Origin of the sequence: Intestinimonas butyriciproducens (assembly GCF_004154955.1) — a bacterium.
Lineage (GTDB): Bacteria > Bacillota > Clostridia > Oscillospirales > Oscillospiraceae > Intestinimonas > Intestinimonas butyriciproducens.
Window position 1 is genome coordinate 1041917 of the sequence record NZ_CP011524.1, and the last position, 15200, is coordinate 1057116.

18 protein-coding genes are annotated in these 15200 nt (G+C 59.2%); 17 read left to right on the forward strand and 1 reads right to left on the reverse strand.

What is annotated here, in order from left to right; all coding sequences use genetic code 11:
• The 12 genes from SRB521_RS16030 (at window position 1) to SRB521_RS05130 (ending at window position 9545) form a co-directional block, all read left to right on the forward strand.
• Window positions 1–171, forward strand: a complete 171-nt coding sequence (locus SRB521_RS16030; RefSeq protein ID WP_165366566.1) for a hypothetical protein — start codon at window positions 1–3, stop codon at window positions 169–171.
• A gap of 140 nt (window positions 172–311) precedes the next feature.
• Window positions 312–635: a hypothetical protein gene (locus tag SRB521_RS05080; RefSeq protein WP_129868793.1), complete on the forward strand. Its 324-nt coding sequence runs from the start codon at window positions 312–314 to the stop codon at window positions 633–635.
• Window positions 628–2148 carry a peptidoglycan recognition protein family protein gene (locus tag SRB521_RS16870; protein WP_420810020.1) on the forward strand — a complete coding sequence of 507 codons (1521 nt, stop codon included), beginning with the start codon at window positions 628–630 and terminating at the stop codon, window positions 2146–2148. Before SRB521_RS05080 ends, SRB521_RS16870 begins: the two co-directional genes overlap by 8 nt.
• Before the next feature lie 16 nt (window positions 2149–2164).
• Complete coding sequence (locus SRB521_RS05090) at window positions 2165–2413, forward strand: phage holin (RefSeq protein ID WP_033119390.1); 249 nt, start codon at window positions 2165–2167, stop codon at window positions 2411–2413.
• A gap of 3 nt (window positions 2414–2416) precedes the next feature.
• On the forward strand, window positions 2417–2710 hold the full coding sequence (locus SRB521_RS05095; protein ID WP_129868794.1) for a hypothetical protein: 294 nt from the start codon (window positions 2417–2419) through the stop codon (window positions 2708–2710).
• Between the two features lie 410 nt (window positions 2711–3120).
• Window positions 3121–3363, forward strand: a complete 243-nt coding sequence (locus SRB521_RS05100; protein ID WP_075704223.1) for a ribosomal L7Ae/L30e/S12e/Gadd45 family protein — start codon at window positions 3121–3123, stop codon at window positions 3361–3363.
• Window positions 3364–3441: 78 nt separating this feature from the next.
• Complete coding sequence (gene rpsL, locus SRB521_RS05105) at window positions 3442–3864, forward strand: 30S ribosomal protein S12 (protein WP_033119062.1); 423 nt, start codon at window positions 3442–3444, stop codon at window positions 3862–3864.
• Between the two features lie 193 nt (window positions 3865–4057).
• Window positions 4058–4528, forward strand: a complete 471-nt coding sequence (rpsG, locus tag SRB521_RS05110; RefSeq protein WP_033119063.1) for a 30S ribosomal protein S7 — start codon at window positions 4058–4060, stop codon at window positions 4526–4528.
• 20 nt (window positions 4529–4548) lie between these two features.
• The gene (gene fusA, locus SRB521_RS05115) at window positions 4549–6654 is read left to right on the forward strand and encodes an elongation factor G (protein WP_033119064.1); all 2106 of its coding nucleotides are present in this window, start codon (window positions 4549–4551) and stop codon (window positions 6652–6654) included.
• Between the two features lie 95 nt (window positions 6655–6749).
• Window positions 6750–7949, forward strand: coding sequence for an elongation factor Tu (tuf, locus tag SRB521_RS05120; protein ID WP_075704221.1), 1200 nt, complete (start codon window positions 6750–6752; stop codon window positions 7947–7949).
• A gap of 157 nt (window positions 7950–8106) precedes the next feature.
• The gene (locus SRB521_RS05125) at window positions 8107–8967 is read left to right on the forward strand and encodes a mechanosensitive ion channel family protein (protein WP_242943937.1); all 861 of its coding nucleotides are present in this window, start codon (window positions 8107–8109) and stop codon (window positions 8965–8967) included.
• 20 nt (window positions 8968–8987) lie between these two features.
• Entirely contained in the window at window positions 8988–9545 is a 558-nt protein-coding gene (locus SRB521_RS05130; RefSeq protein ID WP_058118046.1) for a hypothetical protein, read from the forward strand.
• Window positions 9546–9591: 46 nt separating this feature from the next.
• Here SRB521_RS05130 and SRB521_RS05135 read toward each other — a convergent pair whose 3' ends face one another.
• A complete protein-coding gene (locus SRB521_RS05135) occupies window positions 9592–10074 on the reverse strand; it encodes a DUF4830 domain-containing protein (protein WP_033119068.1) in 483 nt (160 codons plus the stop codon).
• Window positions 10075–10132: 58 nt separating this feature from the next.
• On the opposite strand from SRB521_RS05135, the gene SRB521_RS05140 reads away from it, so the two are divergent.
• From SRB521_RS05140 to SRB521_RS05160, 5 genes are all read left to right on the forward strand, one after another.
• Complete coding sequence (locus tag SRB521_RS05140; RefSeq protein WP_242976590.1) at window positions 10133–10900, forward strand: pseudouridine synthase; 768 nt, start codon at window positions 10133–10135, stop codon at window positions 10898–10900.
• Window positions 10901–11054: 154 nt separating this feature from the next.
• The gene (locus SRB521_RS05145) at window positions 11055–12146 is read left to right on the forward strand and encodes a PucR family transcriptional regulator (RefSeq protein WP_033119069.1); all 1092 of its coding nucleotides are present in this window, start codon (window positions 11055–11057) and stop codon (window positions 12144–12146) included.
• A 125-nt stretch (window positions 12147–12271) separates the two neighbouring features.
• Window positions 12272–12961 carry a cell division ATP-binding protein FtsE gene (gene ftsE, locus SRB521_RS05150; protein WP_033119070.1) on the forward strand — a complete coding sequence of 230 codons (690 nt, stop codon included), beginning with the start codon at window positions 12272–12274 and terminating at the stop codon, window positions 12959–12961.
• Entirely contained in the window at window positions 12948–13844 is an 897-nt protein-coding gene (ftsX, locus tag SRB521_RS05155; protein ID WP_116722421.1) for a permease-like cell division protein FtsX, read from the forward strand. The genes ftsE and ftsX overlap by 14 nt, the downstream gene beginning before the upstream one ends.
• A gap of 34 nt (window positions 13845–13878) precedes the next feature.
• On the forward strand, window positions 13879–15150 hold the full coding sequence (locus SRB521_RS05160) for a murein hydrolase activator EnvC family protein (RefSeq protein ID WP_033119072.1): 1272 nt from the start codon (window positions 13879–13881) through the stop codon (window positions 15148–15150).
• Window positions 15151–15200: the final 50 nt, after the last annotated feature.

Here is a 15200-nt window from a genome sequence, read left to right on the forward strand (position 1 = left end):
GTGAGGGTTTATGATAACGGCATCTACCGCGACGCCACAGCAGAAGAACTCGCGGAGCTGGAGGCCATGGGACAGGCCCAGCCCCCCATCTCGCCCACAGTGACGGAACGGCTCTCCGCGCTGGAGGCGGCCATGCTGGAGCTGATGATGGGAGGGACAGGCGATGGTTGAGTTTATCCGCATTCAGTATCGTCTGGGCCGTCTGACGGCGGAGCAGGTGCGCTCCATGGCCCCGAAGTGGATCACCGCCGATCAGGCGGAAGAGATTATCCATATGTGACAGGCCAACTTGGCCGGAAAGGAAGTCAGCTATGAAGCATCTGTACGAGTACATCAACGAGATCATGGACATCGCCGCAGTCAATCACGCGGAGCCGCAGAACGCCAAGGATATGTTTTTGGCCAACATCCGGAACGCCGGGGACCCCACGCTGCCCCACTACAGGGGCGCGGGGGATGTGGACTACGCCGCGCTGGCGGAGGACCTGCCCAGACTAACCAATGAGGGAGCGGCCCTCACTCAGGCGTTATTTGACCACTACAAGGCGCTGGTGGAGCTCCGCAGGGCGGGGCGGTACGCCGAGGCGGTGGAGCTGATGCGCGGGGCGGTGGAGGCGGCTGAGGGCGATGAGTAAGTACATCACCTCTATCCCACTGGGGGACATAGACAGGGTGCAAATCTACATCAACTCCAGCAAGCTGCCCCTCCGACAGATTGTGGCCCAAGAGGCTCCAGACCTTGCGATCACGGGCAACTTCTGGCTCTACGGCAGCTATCAGCCCGCGTGCCCCATCAAGGCTGACGGGAAGGTGCTGGCGACCGACGCATACCACTACCCGGCTCTGATCTGGGATACCGGGCCGGACATCTCCATGGGCATAGTCCCGCCCGGCGGGGCCTGCGGCAAGGCGAACTATATTGCAAATTCCGCCGGACTCTACCAGGGCAAGCCGGAGACCATGTACTGCAAGCCAGATGTCCGGGGGCGTCGCGGCCGGACGGGGTGGGGCTTCTGCGGCGGGGCGCTCGCCTTCATCGCCTTCCCGGATGGGAGCGACGGCATGGAGCCGGAGGAGCTGCGGGACTATGTGCAGGGACTCGGATGGTCCGACTGCATCATGGGCGACGGTGGACGCAAGGTGAACTATTATAACAGGGCCACTGGGGATATGGTGCAGGGCCGTGACCCAAGCCAGAATCTGATTTTGGTCTACAAGCGCAAGGGGCACTCATCCAAGCCCGACGACAGCGATAAGGAGGACAAGCCTATGGACGACATCACCCAGGCCATCATGACCAACAGCGACTGCTACAAGGCCGGGAGGACCATTATCCCCAAGGGGATCATGGTACACTCCACCGCCACCCCGGGGGCGGATGCCCAGACCATCCGGTCCGCCTGGGACCGGTCAGGCGCAGAGGCGGCGGTCCACTACATCATCGACGACCAGCGCACGCTCCAGACCCTGCCGGACACCTGCCGGGCGTGGCACTGCGGCGGGGCGGCCAACAACACCCACCTAAGCTTTGAGATTTGTGAGCCCCAGGAGTGCCGCCTGATCCCCGCCGAGTGGATTGCCCTCAAACGGGGGTCCTCTGGCTGGGCTGTCCAGCGCCTCCAGATGGAGCTCCAGGCCAGAGGATACGACCCCAAGGGGGTGGACGGCTCTTTCGGGCCCGGCTGCGACGCGGCGCTGCGGGCCTGCCAAAAGGACCTGGGACTCACGGCGGACGGGTCCTGCGGACCGGCCACCCTCTCCAAACTGGCAAGCCGCCAGGGCTCGTATCTGGCTTACAACCCCCAGGATACCGCGACGTATTTCGGGGCCGTGTGGGGCCGCGCCGTGGCCCTGTGCGTCCAGCTCTGCAAGACCTACGGCCTGAGACAGTCGGATATCCTGTGCCACGCCGAGGGCTATGCCAAGAGCATCGCCTCCAACCACGCGGACGTGATGCACTGGTGGCCTTACCACAGTAAGACCATGGATATCTTCCGGGCGGCGGTGGACAAGGCATTGGGCGCGCAGGAGCCGGATTACCGGGCCCAGGTACAGGCGCGCTTCGGGCTGGCCGAGGAGACCATGGACTACCTGGAGGCGTACCGATACGGCGCGGACCTGCTGCAAAAGCTGGCCGCGGCAAATTAGGAGAGGAGTACTTATCATGACCAACAAGATCAGCGCGGGCACGATTGCCCGGACCGTTGTACTGCTGCTGGCCCTGGTCAACCAGGTGCTGAGCATGCTGGGCGTCCAGACCATCCCCATCGCGGACGAGGACGTCAACACCCTCATCGCCACCGGCTGGACCATAGCCGCCTCCCTGGCGGCGTGGTGGAAGAACAACAGCTTTACACAGGCCGCCCTTGCGGGGGACGCCCTGAAGGACGAAATCAGGGCCAGGGAGGAGTAAGCCATGGCGGAGGACATCGCGGTCAAGGTGGCCGAAATTGATCAGCGGAGCAAATCGAACACCCACCGGCTGGACAAGGTGGAGGAGCGACAGGACAACCTGGACAAGCTGGTGTCCTCCGTGGAGGTGTTGGCGACACGGCAGGAGACGGTGGAGACCGACGTGAAGGAGATTAAGAGCGACGTGAAGGCTCTCACCGAGAGGCCCGCCAAGCGCTGGGACGGTATCGTGGACAAGCTCATTTGGCTGGCCGTCTCGGGCGCTGTGGGATTCCTTGCGGCACAGATCGTGAGATAGTCGTAAAAAGGCCGGGGATTACTCCCCGGCCTCTCCCCTTTGTGCCCAGAGAATATCGCTTCTAAAGCGGTATATCATTCTCATTGTGATTGGAATATTCAGGACGGGCTGCGGCGGGGGAGGTAACCGGGCACCCTGCCGCCCTTCCTTCCTACTGATTAGAAACAGAAAGACTGGAGTTCGTTTCATAAAATATTTAAAAATTTTTACCCCAAATGCCTTACCATTTTCCTATGGGATGCGGTAGAAATGGCAAGGCCCGAAGGCAGGGACGCCTGTCAAAATATTGCTTGACTTCCCCATAACGCCATGGTATAATTCCAAATTGCGCAGGTGTATCCGCGTACGGTGGAAAACAAGGTGGAAAACCCCGCTTTCCATTGGGACATCTGAAACAGGGGGGATGACGGTTGCTGACCGAACTCAAAGCCGGACCCCGGGTGGTGGGTGCCAAACAGACCCGCCGTGCCCTTGCCGACGGGCGGGCCGTCCGGGTATTTCTGGCAGAGGATGCAGACCCGGGTGTGACGGACCCCGTCGAGGTACTTTGCGCCGAACACGGCGTGCCCGTGGAGCGGATTTCCGCCACGCGGGAGCTGGGCCAGGCCTGCGGCATCGCTGTGGGAGCCGCCGTGGCGGCGCTGGTCCGCTAACTTTGGTTTTAACAGAATAATTCTACCATTATTTTGTTAAAATAATAAAATGAGAACTCGAGAAAGGAGGAACTATTTATGCCTACGTTTAATCAGCTCGTCCGGAAGGGCCGGGAGGCCGCGACTTATAAGTCCAATTCTCCCGCGATGCAGCATGGTCTGAACACCCTGAAGAACCGCGAGACCGACCTGCCTTCTCCTCAGAAGCGCGGCGTGTGCACCGCTGTTCGTACCTCTACTCCGAAGAAGCCGAACTCCGCGCTCCGTAAGATCGCCCGTGTGAAGCTCACCAACGGCTACGAGGTTACCGCTTATATCCCCGGTGTGGGGCACAACCTGCAGGAGCACTCCGTGGTCATGATCCGCGGCGGCCGTGTTAAGGACCTGCCCGGCGTACGCTACCACATCATCCGCGGCACTCTGGATACCCAGGGCGTCAACGGTCGTATGCAGGCCCGTTCCAAGTATGGCGCGAAGCGGCCCAAGGCTGGCAAGAAGTAAGACTTCTTCCAAACATGAAAGCATGTTTGCGCCCCGGCGCAAGACGACAGTCTTGCCAACGTGCGCTTCCTATATAATAGGGGCGTTTCTTTGGCAGGCACTGGACAAGCAGGCACTTGTCTTTACACGGGGGCTGCCCACTGAGGCGGCTTTCGAGTACCTATGAAATCATACTGTGAAGGAGGGAAGCAAAGTGCCCAGAAGAGGAAACGTACCCAAGCGAGAGGTTCTGCCCGACCCGCTGTATAACTCCGTCCTGGTGACCAAGCTGGTCAACAGCATCATGCTGGACGGTAAGAAGGGCGTCTCTCAGAAAGTGGTCTACGGTGCTTTCGATATCATCAAGGAAAAGACCGGAAAAGACCCTCTGGAGGTCTTTACCACCGCTCTGGAGAACATCATGCCGTCCCTGGAAGTCAAGGCCCGCCGCGTGGGCGGCGCCACTTACCAGGTGCCCATCGAGGTTCGGCCTGAGCGCCGTCAGACCCTGGGGCTGCGGTGGCTCACCACTTATGCCCGCAACCGCAGCGAGAAGACCATGAGAGAGCGCCTCGCCGGCGAGATCATGGATGCCGCCAATAACCTCGGCTCCGCGGTCAAAAAGCGCGAGGATACCCACAAGATGGCCGAGTCCAACAAGGCTTTCGCGCACTACCGCTGGTAGTTATAAGGAGTTATTAGAGTATGCCTAGGAAAGTATCCTTAGAGAATACCCGGAACATCGGTATCATGGCTCATATCGACGCCGGCAAGACCACCACGACAGAACGGATTTTGTTCTACACCGGCGTCAACTATAAGATCGGCGAGACCCACGACGGTACCGCCACCATGGACTGGATGGCCCAGGAGCAGGAACGCGGCATCACCATCACCTCCGCTGCCACCACCTGCTATTGGAAGGGCAGCAAGGACCAGTTCCCCCAGACCCGTATCAATATCATCGACACCCCGGGTCACGTGGACTTCACCGTGGAGGTGGAGCGCTCCCTGCGCGTGCTGGACGGCTCTGTGACCGTCATGTGCGCCAAGGGCGGCGTGGAGCCCCAGTCTGAGACTGTGTGGCGCCAGGCCGACCACTACAAGGTCCCCCGCATGATCTATGTCAACAAAATGGACATCATGGGCGCCGATTTCTACAACGTGCTGCGTATGATTCACGACCGCCTGAAATGCAATGCCGTGCCCATTCAGCTCCCCATTGGCAAGGAGGAGACCTTCAAGGGTATCATTGACCTGGTGGAGATGGACGCCGACATCTATTATGACGAGATGGGCAAGGACATGCGCGTGGAGGAGATCCCTGCCGATATGATGGAGTTGGCGCAGGAATACCGCACCAAACTCATCGACGCCTGCGCCGACCTCTCCGACGAGATCATGGAGTTGGCGCTGGAGGAGAAGCCCATCCCCGAGGATCTGATCCGCAAGGTGCTCCGGCAGGGCACCATCGACAACAAGATTGTCCCTGTGACCTGCGGCACCTCTTACAAAAATAAGGGTGTGCAGAAGTTGCTGGACGCCATCGTGGACTTCATGCCCTCTCCTGTTGACATTCCCCCCATCGACGGCATCAACCCGGACACTGAGGAGGAGGACTCCCGCCCTGCGGACGACAACGCCCCCTTCTCCGCGCTGGCATTCAAGATCGCCACGGATCCCTATGTGGGCCGGCTGTCCTTTGTCCGCGTGTACTCCGGTATGCTCAACACCGGTACTTCGGTGCTCAACAGCACAAAGAATCAGAAGGAGCGTATCGGTCGCATCCTGCAGATGCACGCCAACCACCGGGAGGATATCGAGACCGTCTATTCCGGCGATATCGCCGCGGTCATCGGTCTGAAGAACTCCACCACCGGTGATACCCTGTGCGATGAGAAGCACCCCATCATCCTCGAGTCCATGGAGTTCCCCGAGCCGGTCATCCGTGTGGCCATCGAGCCCAAGACCAAGGCTGGTCAGGAGAAGATGGGCCTGGCGCTGATGAAGCTGGCCGAGGAGGACCCCACCTTCAAGACTTGGACCGACGAGGAGACCGGACAGACCATCATCGCCGGTATGGGTGAGCTCCATCTGGAGATTATCGTGGACCGTCTGCTCCGTGAATACAAGGTGGAGGCCAACGTGGGCGCGCCCCAGGTCGCCTATAAGGAGACCATCAAGAAAGCCGTCGAGCAGGACACCAAGTATGCCCGGCAGTCCGGCGGTAAGGGCCAGTACGGCCATGTGCGTATCACCGTGGAGCCCAACGAGCCCGGCAAGGGCTATGAGTTCCTCAACGAGATCACCGGCGGCGTGATCCCCAAGGAGTATATCCCTGCGGTGGATCAGGGCATCCAAGGCGCCATGCAGGCCGGTGTGCTGGCGGGCTATCCCGTGGTGGATGTGAAGGTCCATCTGACCTTCGGCTCCTACCACGAGGTGGACTCCTCCGAAATGGCCTTTAAGATCGCCGGTTCCATGGCGTTCAAGGAGGCCTGCCGGAAGGCCAACCCCATCCTGCTCGAGCCCATCATGAAGGTCTCCGCCATCGCGCCCGACGAGTATATGGGCGATGTGATGGGCGACCTCTCCTCCCGCCGCGGCATGATCCAGGGCACCGAGACCCGTCCCGGCGCCACCCAGATCGACGCGCTGGTCCCCCTCTCCGAGATGTTCGGTTACGCCACCGACCTGCGTTCTTCCACGCAGGGCCGCGGCCAGTACACCATGGAGCCCCACAGCTATGTGGAGATCCCCAAGAGCATCGCGGATAAGATCATTGCCGAGCGCGGCCACAACGCGGAATAAAGGACTTGCAATTCTAGCGTCTATGCGGTAGAATGTAAGCCGTAAAAACTAAATTTTGTCGCTTACAACCTGTAATATAAGGAGGATCACTCAAAATGGCTAAGGCTAAGTTTGAACGCACCAAGCCCCATGTCAACATCGGCACCATCGGCCACGTTGACCACGGCAAGACCACTCTGACCGCCGCTATCACCAAGTACCTGGCCCTGAAGGGTCAGGCTCAGTACGAGGATTATTCCAGCATCGACAAGGCTCCCGAGGAGCGTGAGCGCGGCATCACCATCAACACCGCCCACGTGGAGTACGAGACCGACGCCCGCCACTATGCCCACGTCGACTGCCCGGGCCACGCCGACTATATCAAGAACATGATCACCGGTGCTGCTCAGATGGACGGTGCCATCCTGGTCATCGCCGCCACCGACGGCCCTATGGCTCAGACCAAGGAGCACATCCTGCTGGCCCGCCAGGTGGGCGTGCCCGCCATCGTCGTGTTCCTGAACAAGTGTGATCAGGTGGACGATCCCGAGCTGCTGGAGCTGGTCGAGATGGAGGTCCGCGAGACCCTCGACAAGTATGAGTTCCCCGGCGACGACACCCCCATCATCAAGGGGTCCGCTCTGAACGCCCTGACCTGTGAAGGTGGTGTGGACGATCCCGATTTTGCCTGCATCAAGGAGCTGATGGACGCCGTTGACTCCTATATCCCCACCCCCGCCCGCAACGACGACCTGCCCTTCCTGATGCCCGTCGAGGACGTGTTCACCATCTCCGGCCGTGGCACTGTGGCCACCGGCCGTGTGGAGCGTGGCGTACTGAAGGCTGGTGAGACCGTTGATATCGTCGGTCTGACCGAGGAGAAGAAGTCCACCGTGGTCACCTCCATGGAGATGTTCCGCAAGACGCTGGACTTCATCGAGGCTGGTGACAACGCCGGCTGCCTGCTCCGTGGTATCGCCAAGACCGATATTGAGCGCGGCCAGGTCCTGTGCAAGCCCGGCTCCATCCACCCCCACACCAAGTTCAAGGGCCAGGTCTACGTCCTGTCTAAGGAAGAGGGCGGTCGTCATACCCCCTTCTTCAACAACTATCGTCCCCAGTTCTATTTCCGTACCACCGACGTGACCGGCGTCATCACTCTGCCTGAGGGCACTGAGATGTGCATGCCCGGCGACAACGTCGACATGGACGTGGAGCTGATCACCCCCATCGCCATTGAGAAGGGCCTCCGCTTCGCTATCCGCGAGGGCGGTCGTACCGTCGGTTCCGGCGTGGTCATCGAGATCAACGAGTAATCAAGCGTGAGGGAATACCCCGCCGCAAAATGCGGCGGGGTATTCTTTTTCCAGCCGGGTATGGCAGGGGTGGGAGCATCTTTCCTTTTGATCAAGGATGTGGTATACTGAACCAGCAGCCTGTCAAATGGTGATGATATGTAAGGAGGCCGGTTCCTTGTCCGATATTCTGCCCTTGGAAAGTACTTCACCTGAGGAAGTCACCGAGACCTTTGAAAAGATATCCAGCTCCATGACGTGGAGCAAGGCGCTGTATGTGGCGCTGCTGTTTGTCATCTGTGTGGTGGGGATGCGGCTGGTCATCAGTATTTTGGACCGAACGATGACCCGCCTGCGGATCGAGCCCACAGTCCACAAGTTTACGCGCTCGTGCTTGAAAGTCATCATGTGGATGGTGACGCTTCTTGTTTTGGCCGGATATATCGGCATCCCTGTGGATTCCTTTGTGGCCGTGCTGGGGATCATCGGCGTGGCGCTCTCCCTCGCGCTGCAGGGCATTTTGTCCAATCTGGCCGGTGGTATCATGGTCATGGTGTCCAAGCCCTTTGCCGTGGGGGACTATGTGGATGCAGCGGGACTCTCCGGTACGGTGGCGGAGATCGGACTTGTCTATACCAGGCTGAAGACCATTGACAACAAGATCATCTTCGTGCCCAATGGAGAGATTTCCGGTGAGAAAATCACCAACTATAACAGTCAGGACCGGCGCAGAGTAGACCTCTCCTTTGCCGTGTCCTACGAAGATGATCCGGAACGGGTTAAACAGGTCATGCGGGAGGTCGTGGGGGCCCATCCCAAGGCGCTGTTTACGCCGGAGCCTTTTGTCCGCACCACAGCGCTGGGGGACAGCAGCGTGAGCTATACCCTGAGGGTTTGGTGTGCCACGGAGGACTATTGGGAGCTTTATTATGATCTGCTGGAACAGGTCCGGGCCGCTTTTGACCGGAACGGCATCGGGCTGACCTATAACCACCTGAATGTCCATCTGATCTCAAATCCGGTGGAGAAGGACCGCTGAAAAAGAGGAGTGATTGATTTATGTATGAAGACTACGCGCTGGCCGGAAAGGGACTCAAAACACTGTTTTTATCTGAAATCGTGGGCTTGATCGCCACAGTGCTGAGCGGCGTGGCACTGGTGGGCAGCCTAGCGGGACTGGCGGGTCTGATCCTGGGACTTGTGGGCCTTCACACCGCGTCCCCCACCCATCCCTATTTTAAAAATGCGTTCTTTACCTCGGTCGGCAATATTGTGGCCAACTTTTTGGGCGCATTGCTCGGGGAAAGCGGCTTTTTCTCCGGTATATTGAGTATTTGCAGCGGTATTCTGGGATTGTTGACCGTATACTATGTCTGTATGGCGGCTTCCCATCTGCTCTCTGCCAAGGGGGATCAGGCCTGTGCAGACAAGGGGGGAACCGTCTGGAAGCTGTACGCCGTGTGTACGCTAGTATCCATTGTCTGCGCTGTGCTGGTCCTGGTGCCGATCATCAACATTGCGGCCGCCCTGCTGCTGATTATAGTGGCGCTGGTCATGTTCGTGGCTGGCATCCTGTACTTGGTGTTTCTCTATCAAGCATCCCAGTCGCTCCAATAGGCAGAAGAAAACGGCGCGGCGCTCATTTATGAGCGCCGCGCCGCTGTTATCCAGGCATGGCCAGTCCGTGGATGAAGCCGCCCAGTTGGCTGGAGAGGACTTCGCCACCGACCACGGTGTTTTTGTAGATCAGCAGACCGGCCTGGACGCCGGTCTCTCCTGTGGGATAATTGGATATCTCGTAAGTATAGCGTTTGACCCGCTTGCCCTTGTATTTTTCCAGGTCAAAGCCTTGGCCGGACTGGAGGGAGAGGTACTGGGTATAGGTCTCGTCAAATTCCTCAGGGATGGCCAGCTCTTCTACAGAGAGCGGGTCGGCGGAGACCTGCCAGCCGTAGCTCTCCAGATAGGCGATCCTGTCCTCATTGGTTTTGATGCCCTTGGGGCTGGCCGGGGCGGGAGAGACCGCGTCCACTCCCCTGGCGGACAGTACCCCGCCCACCAGAGCCACGGCGCCACAGAGCACCACGATAGCGGCCACGCCCGCAACAAGTCTCCCACGGCGCAGTTTGGCGGTCCAGATAAACACAGCGCAACGCTCCTTCCATTTCTTTTCGGGTTATTTGTATGTGCAGGAGTCCCCGGGTATGATACAATATTACAAAAAGGACAAGGAGCGAGGCTCCGGAGGGGAGTGGATTCTGATCGAGCGGCTGGACAAAATTCTGGCGGGAACAGGCCGATGGTCCCGGCGGGAGGCCGGAGAACTGGTACGGGCCGGGCGTGTGGAGGCGGCCGGGGCGGTGGCGCGGCGCCCGGAGGAAAAGTATGAGCGGGAGGGGCTGGACCTGCGCGTGGACGGAGAGCAGGTCTGCGGGGAGCGATATGTCTATCTGATGCTCCACAAGCCGGCGGGACTGCTCTCCGCCACGGAGGACCCCAGGCAGCCCACCGTGCTGGAGCTGCTGCCGGAGCATCTCAGGCGGGTGGGACTGTTTCCGGTGGGGCGGTTGGACAAGGATACGGAGGGTCTGCTCCTCCTCACCAACGACGGCCCGCTGGGGCACCGCCTTCTCGCGCCCGCGCGTCATGTGGACAAAGTGTACTTTGTCCGCGCCGCGGGGCGTCTGGATGAGGAGGACGCCGCGGCCTTCCGCGCGGGCATGATGCTGGGGGATGGGCTGCGCTGCCTGCCGGCGGAGCTGAAGCTGCTCCCGGAGCCGGATGCCGGCCTTGTTACCCTGCGGGAGGGGAAATACCATCAGGTCAAGCGGATGCTCGCGGCCAGGGGAAAGCCGGTGCTCTACCTGAAAAGGCTCTCTATGGGACCGCTGGAGTTGGACCCGGAATTGGTGACCGGAGGCTGGAGACCTCTGACGGAGGAGGAGCGGAAGAGGTTGAAGGAATTGGAATAATTTCCACGAGCACCCCTTCGGCATTTTTCACAAAAAAATACGTTTTCCCTATTGAAAAGGGAGAAAAAAACCAGTATAATAGAAAGGCCGGGTCTGAAAAGAACCGCGGTGTTGAGAGATTAAGCGCCGCAGGCGCATAGAAGGGGGCAAAGCGATGTCCAGCCGGGTTTTCCAGAGTGTGGTTTTGCAAATGAAGGACAGTACCGACCGTGCCATCGGCGTGATTGATTCTGAGGGAACGGTGGTAGCTTGCAATGAACTGACCTGTATTGGAGAGAAGTGGACGGGAGCGGTCGAAGCGATCAACGAGGCCGACACGGAACTGGTGGCCTTTGACGGCAATACGTTCAAACCGCTGGCAGGGTGGAGCTCTCAGTTTGATTACGCAGCCTTTGCACGCGGGGAGGACGATGCGGCCCGCATGGTATGCTCCATGGCCGCAGTGGCCCTCAACGGCGCCAAGGCCTACTATGAAGAAAAGCACGACAAGGCCACTTTTGTCAAGAGCATCATCTCCGACAATATTTTGCTGGGGGATATCTATGTCCGGGCCAAGGAGCTCCACTTCACCTCCGAGGCGCCCCGGGCGGTGTTCCTGGTCCGCCAGGTGGGCACTACGGATATGGCCGCGATTGACGTGGTACAGTCCCTCTTCCCCGACAAACAGGTGGACTTTGTCCTGTCCATCAATGAGACGGATATCGCCCTCATTAAGCAGCTCTCCGACGGCACGGAGAGTAAGGATCTCTATAAGGTGGCCGAGCAGGTGGAGGCCGCGCTGAGGTCGGAGCTCAATCTCAAGGTCGTGATCGGCGTGGGCACCATCGTGACCCACATCCGGGAGTTGGCACGTGCTTACAAGGAGGCCCAGGTGGCCATCGACGTGGGCAAGGTGTTTGACACAGAGAAGTCCATCATCAACTATGAGAATTTGGGGATCGGGCGTCTCATCTATCAGCTCCCGACCACCCTGTGTGAGATGTTCCTCCAGGAGGTCTTTAAGAAGAACCCCATCGACTCCCTGGATCAGGAGACGCTGTTCACCATCAATAAGTTCTTTGAAAACAATCTGAACGTCTCGGAGACCGCACGCAAGCTCTTTGTCCACCGAAATACCCTGGTATACCGGCTGGAAAAGATCAAAAAGCTCACCGGGCTGGACCTGCGGGAGTTTGACGACGCCATCACCTTTAAGGTGGCGCTGATGGTCAAGAAATATCTGGTGTCCAGGGGCATCGAATCCTGAAAAAGAAATCACAAGATGACCAGCGGCGGAGGCGGACCTTCGTCCTACCGTGTCCCGGCTAACAGATCTGGTAGGGCGGGTGGGGCCCCGCCGCTCGTTTGTGTCCAAATGTGTGAGGATTGCCAATGATTCGACTCATAGATGTACAAAAGACATATGACAACGGCACCCGTGCCCTGAAAGGGGTGTCCATGCGCATTGAGGACGGGGAGTTTGTCTTCCTGGTGGGGCCTTCCGGGTCCGGGAAGTCGACCATCCTCAAGCTCATCACTGGCGAGGTGAGCTGCACCGAAGGGCGGCTGATGGTGAACGGCTATAACCTCAACAACATTCACGTCCGACAGATCCCTTACCTGCGCCGCACGCTGGGCGTCATCTTCCAGGATTTCAGGCTCATCGAGAAAAAGACGGTGGAGGAGAACCTCACGTTTGTCATGCGGGTGGTGGGTGCTTCTCCGCGGGAGATCCGGAAGCGGGTGTCTTATGTGCTGCAACTGGTGGGCTTGGATCATAAGGGCGACCGCCTGCCCACCGAGCTTTCCGGAGGGGAGCAGCAGCGCGTAGCCATTGCCAGGGCCCTGGTGAACAATCCACAGGTCATCGTTGCCGACGAGCCTACCGGAAACCTGGACCCCCAGCGTTCCCTGGAGATCATGATGCTGTTGGAAAAGATCAACGAGCTGGGCACCACCGTTCTGGTGGTCACCCATGAGAAAGAGCTGGTCAACCGCTTTTCCAAACGGGTGGTGGCCATTGAGAACGGCAGGATCATCAGCGACGGGATGGGTGGTTATTACAACAATGAATCAGTATAACATGGGTTATCACCTGAAGGAGGGCTTCCGCAGTATCTTTACCCACGGCCTGATGTCCTTTGCGGCTGTGTGTATGATCGTGGCCTGCCTGATCATCATGGGCTCATTTTCCCTGGTGGCCGTCAATCTGGACAATACGCTGGGGGACCTGGAGGCCCAGAACGAGTTCACCGCCTATGTGGACGAATCTCTCACTGAGGAGCAGGCCAAAGCCCTCCAGGGCAAGCTGGAGCGCCTCGCCAATATCTCTTCCGCCACCTTTGTGGACCGGCAGGCCGCCATGGACCAGTATGTGGAACGCTATGCCGACAGCGAGAACAAGGACCTCTTTGAGGACCTGCCGGAAAACACACTCCGCCACCGCTACCGCATCCATGTGGTGGAGATCGAGAAGATGGGGGAGACGGTGAAGGCGGTGGAGCAGATCTCCGGCATCGCAAAGGTCACGGCTTCGCTGGATATTGCAGACGGCTTTGTCACCCTGCGCAATATGGCCGGTGCGGTGGCGTGGATCCTGATCGCTATGCTGCTGATCATCTCCCTCTTTATCATTGCAAACACCATCAAGCTGGCCACCTTCCACCGCCGGGAGGAGATCGCCATTATGAAGATGTGCGGCGCGACCAATTGGTTCGTCCGCTGGCCCTTTATTTTTGAGGGCATGATCCTGGGCCTTTTGGGTGCGGTGCTGGCGTTCTTCCTGCAATGGGGCATCTACAGCCTTATCGTAAGCGCCATCTCCGAACAGGGGGGCCTGCAGCTCATCGCCATCGTTCCATTTCAAACGCTGGCGGCCCGTGTGCTGGGCGCCTTTGTTGCTGCCGGCCTAGCCATCGGCGCCTGCGGAAGCCTGATGGCCATTCGGAAATTCCTTCAGGTTTGAGTTCCACCCCTCCCTCGTGAAAGGAGAAGATCCCGTGTCCAATCCGAAGCAGAACACAAAGCAGAGAAGACCCAGGCGCGACTGGCACAAGACGGTTGTGGCCCTGCTGGCGCTGCTGATGGCGCTCCTGATGATCCTGCCCATGATCACAGTGGTGTTCCAGACCGCGGGCGCCGTCAGTCAGGAGGAGCTGCAGGAGCAGATCAACGCGGGGAAATCACAGGCCGCCGACTTGAATGCCCAGATCAAAAAACTCAACGAGCAGCTCCAGAGCATCCAGAGCGATAAATCCAAGGCGCTGGAGCAGAAAAGCCTGGTGGAGCAGCAGATCAACGCCCAGAACCAAGCCATTGCCAAGGTGACCGAGACCATTGCACAGTATGATCAGCTCATTGCTGACAAGGAGACCGAGGTAGCCGAGACCCGGGCCAAGGAGGAGGCGCAGTACGCCCTCTTCTGCGAGCGGGTGCGGGTCATGGAGGAGTCCGGCACCGTCAATTATTGGGACATTCTGTTCGGTGCATCAGACTTCTCCGATTTGCTGGAACGGGCCACGATGATAGGTGAGATCATGGAGTATGATAACGCGGTGATGGACCAGTTGGCCGCCACCCGGAAGGAGCTTCAGGACCAGCAGGCCGTGCTGGAGGCCACCAGGGCCGACCAGCAGGCGGAGAAAGAGGATCTGGAGGCGCGGAAAGCGGACCTGAAGGAGAAGGAGGCCACAATCGACCAGCTCATCGCGGACATCAAGGCCGATGAGAACGAGGCCGCCAAGGCGAAGGACGCCCTTACCGCCGAGGCCAACCGGGTCACCAGCGAGATCCTCCAGAAGCAGAAGGAACTCCAGGCTCTGATCGACGCCGGAAAGATCAACTTTGATCCCGGAAGCGGCTGGCAGTGGCCCCTTCACGGCATTTACCGGATTACGTCCACCTTCGGTCCCCGTATCCACCCCATCACCGGGCGACCGGGAAACCACACGGGCACGGACATCGGCGCGCCCAGGAACACCCCCATCCATGCCGCGCGGGGCGGCGTGGTGACCATCTCCACCTACGGCAGTTCCTACGGCAACTATGTGGTGATCCAGCACGACAATGGCATCGCCACTCTTTACGCCCATATGAACTCCCGTGCGGTAAAAGAGGGAGATGTGGTGACCCAGGATCAGGTCATCGGGTATGTGGGGACGACCGGCTCCTCTACCGGCAATCATCTCCACTTCGAGTTCCGGGTCAACGGACAGCGGGCCGACGCGCTGGATTACTATCCCGCGCTGAAAGATCAATTTGTATACAGTTGAGAAAATACAGGCGGGGACAAGGGGGTGACCCCTTGTCCCCGCTGTCTTTC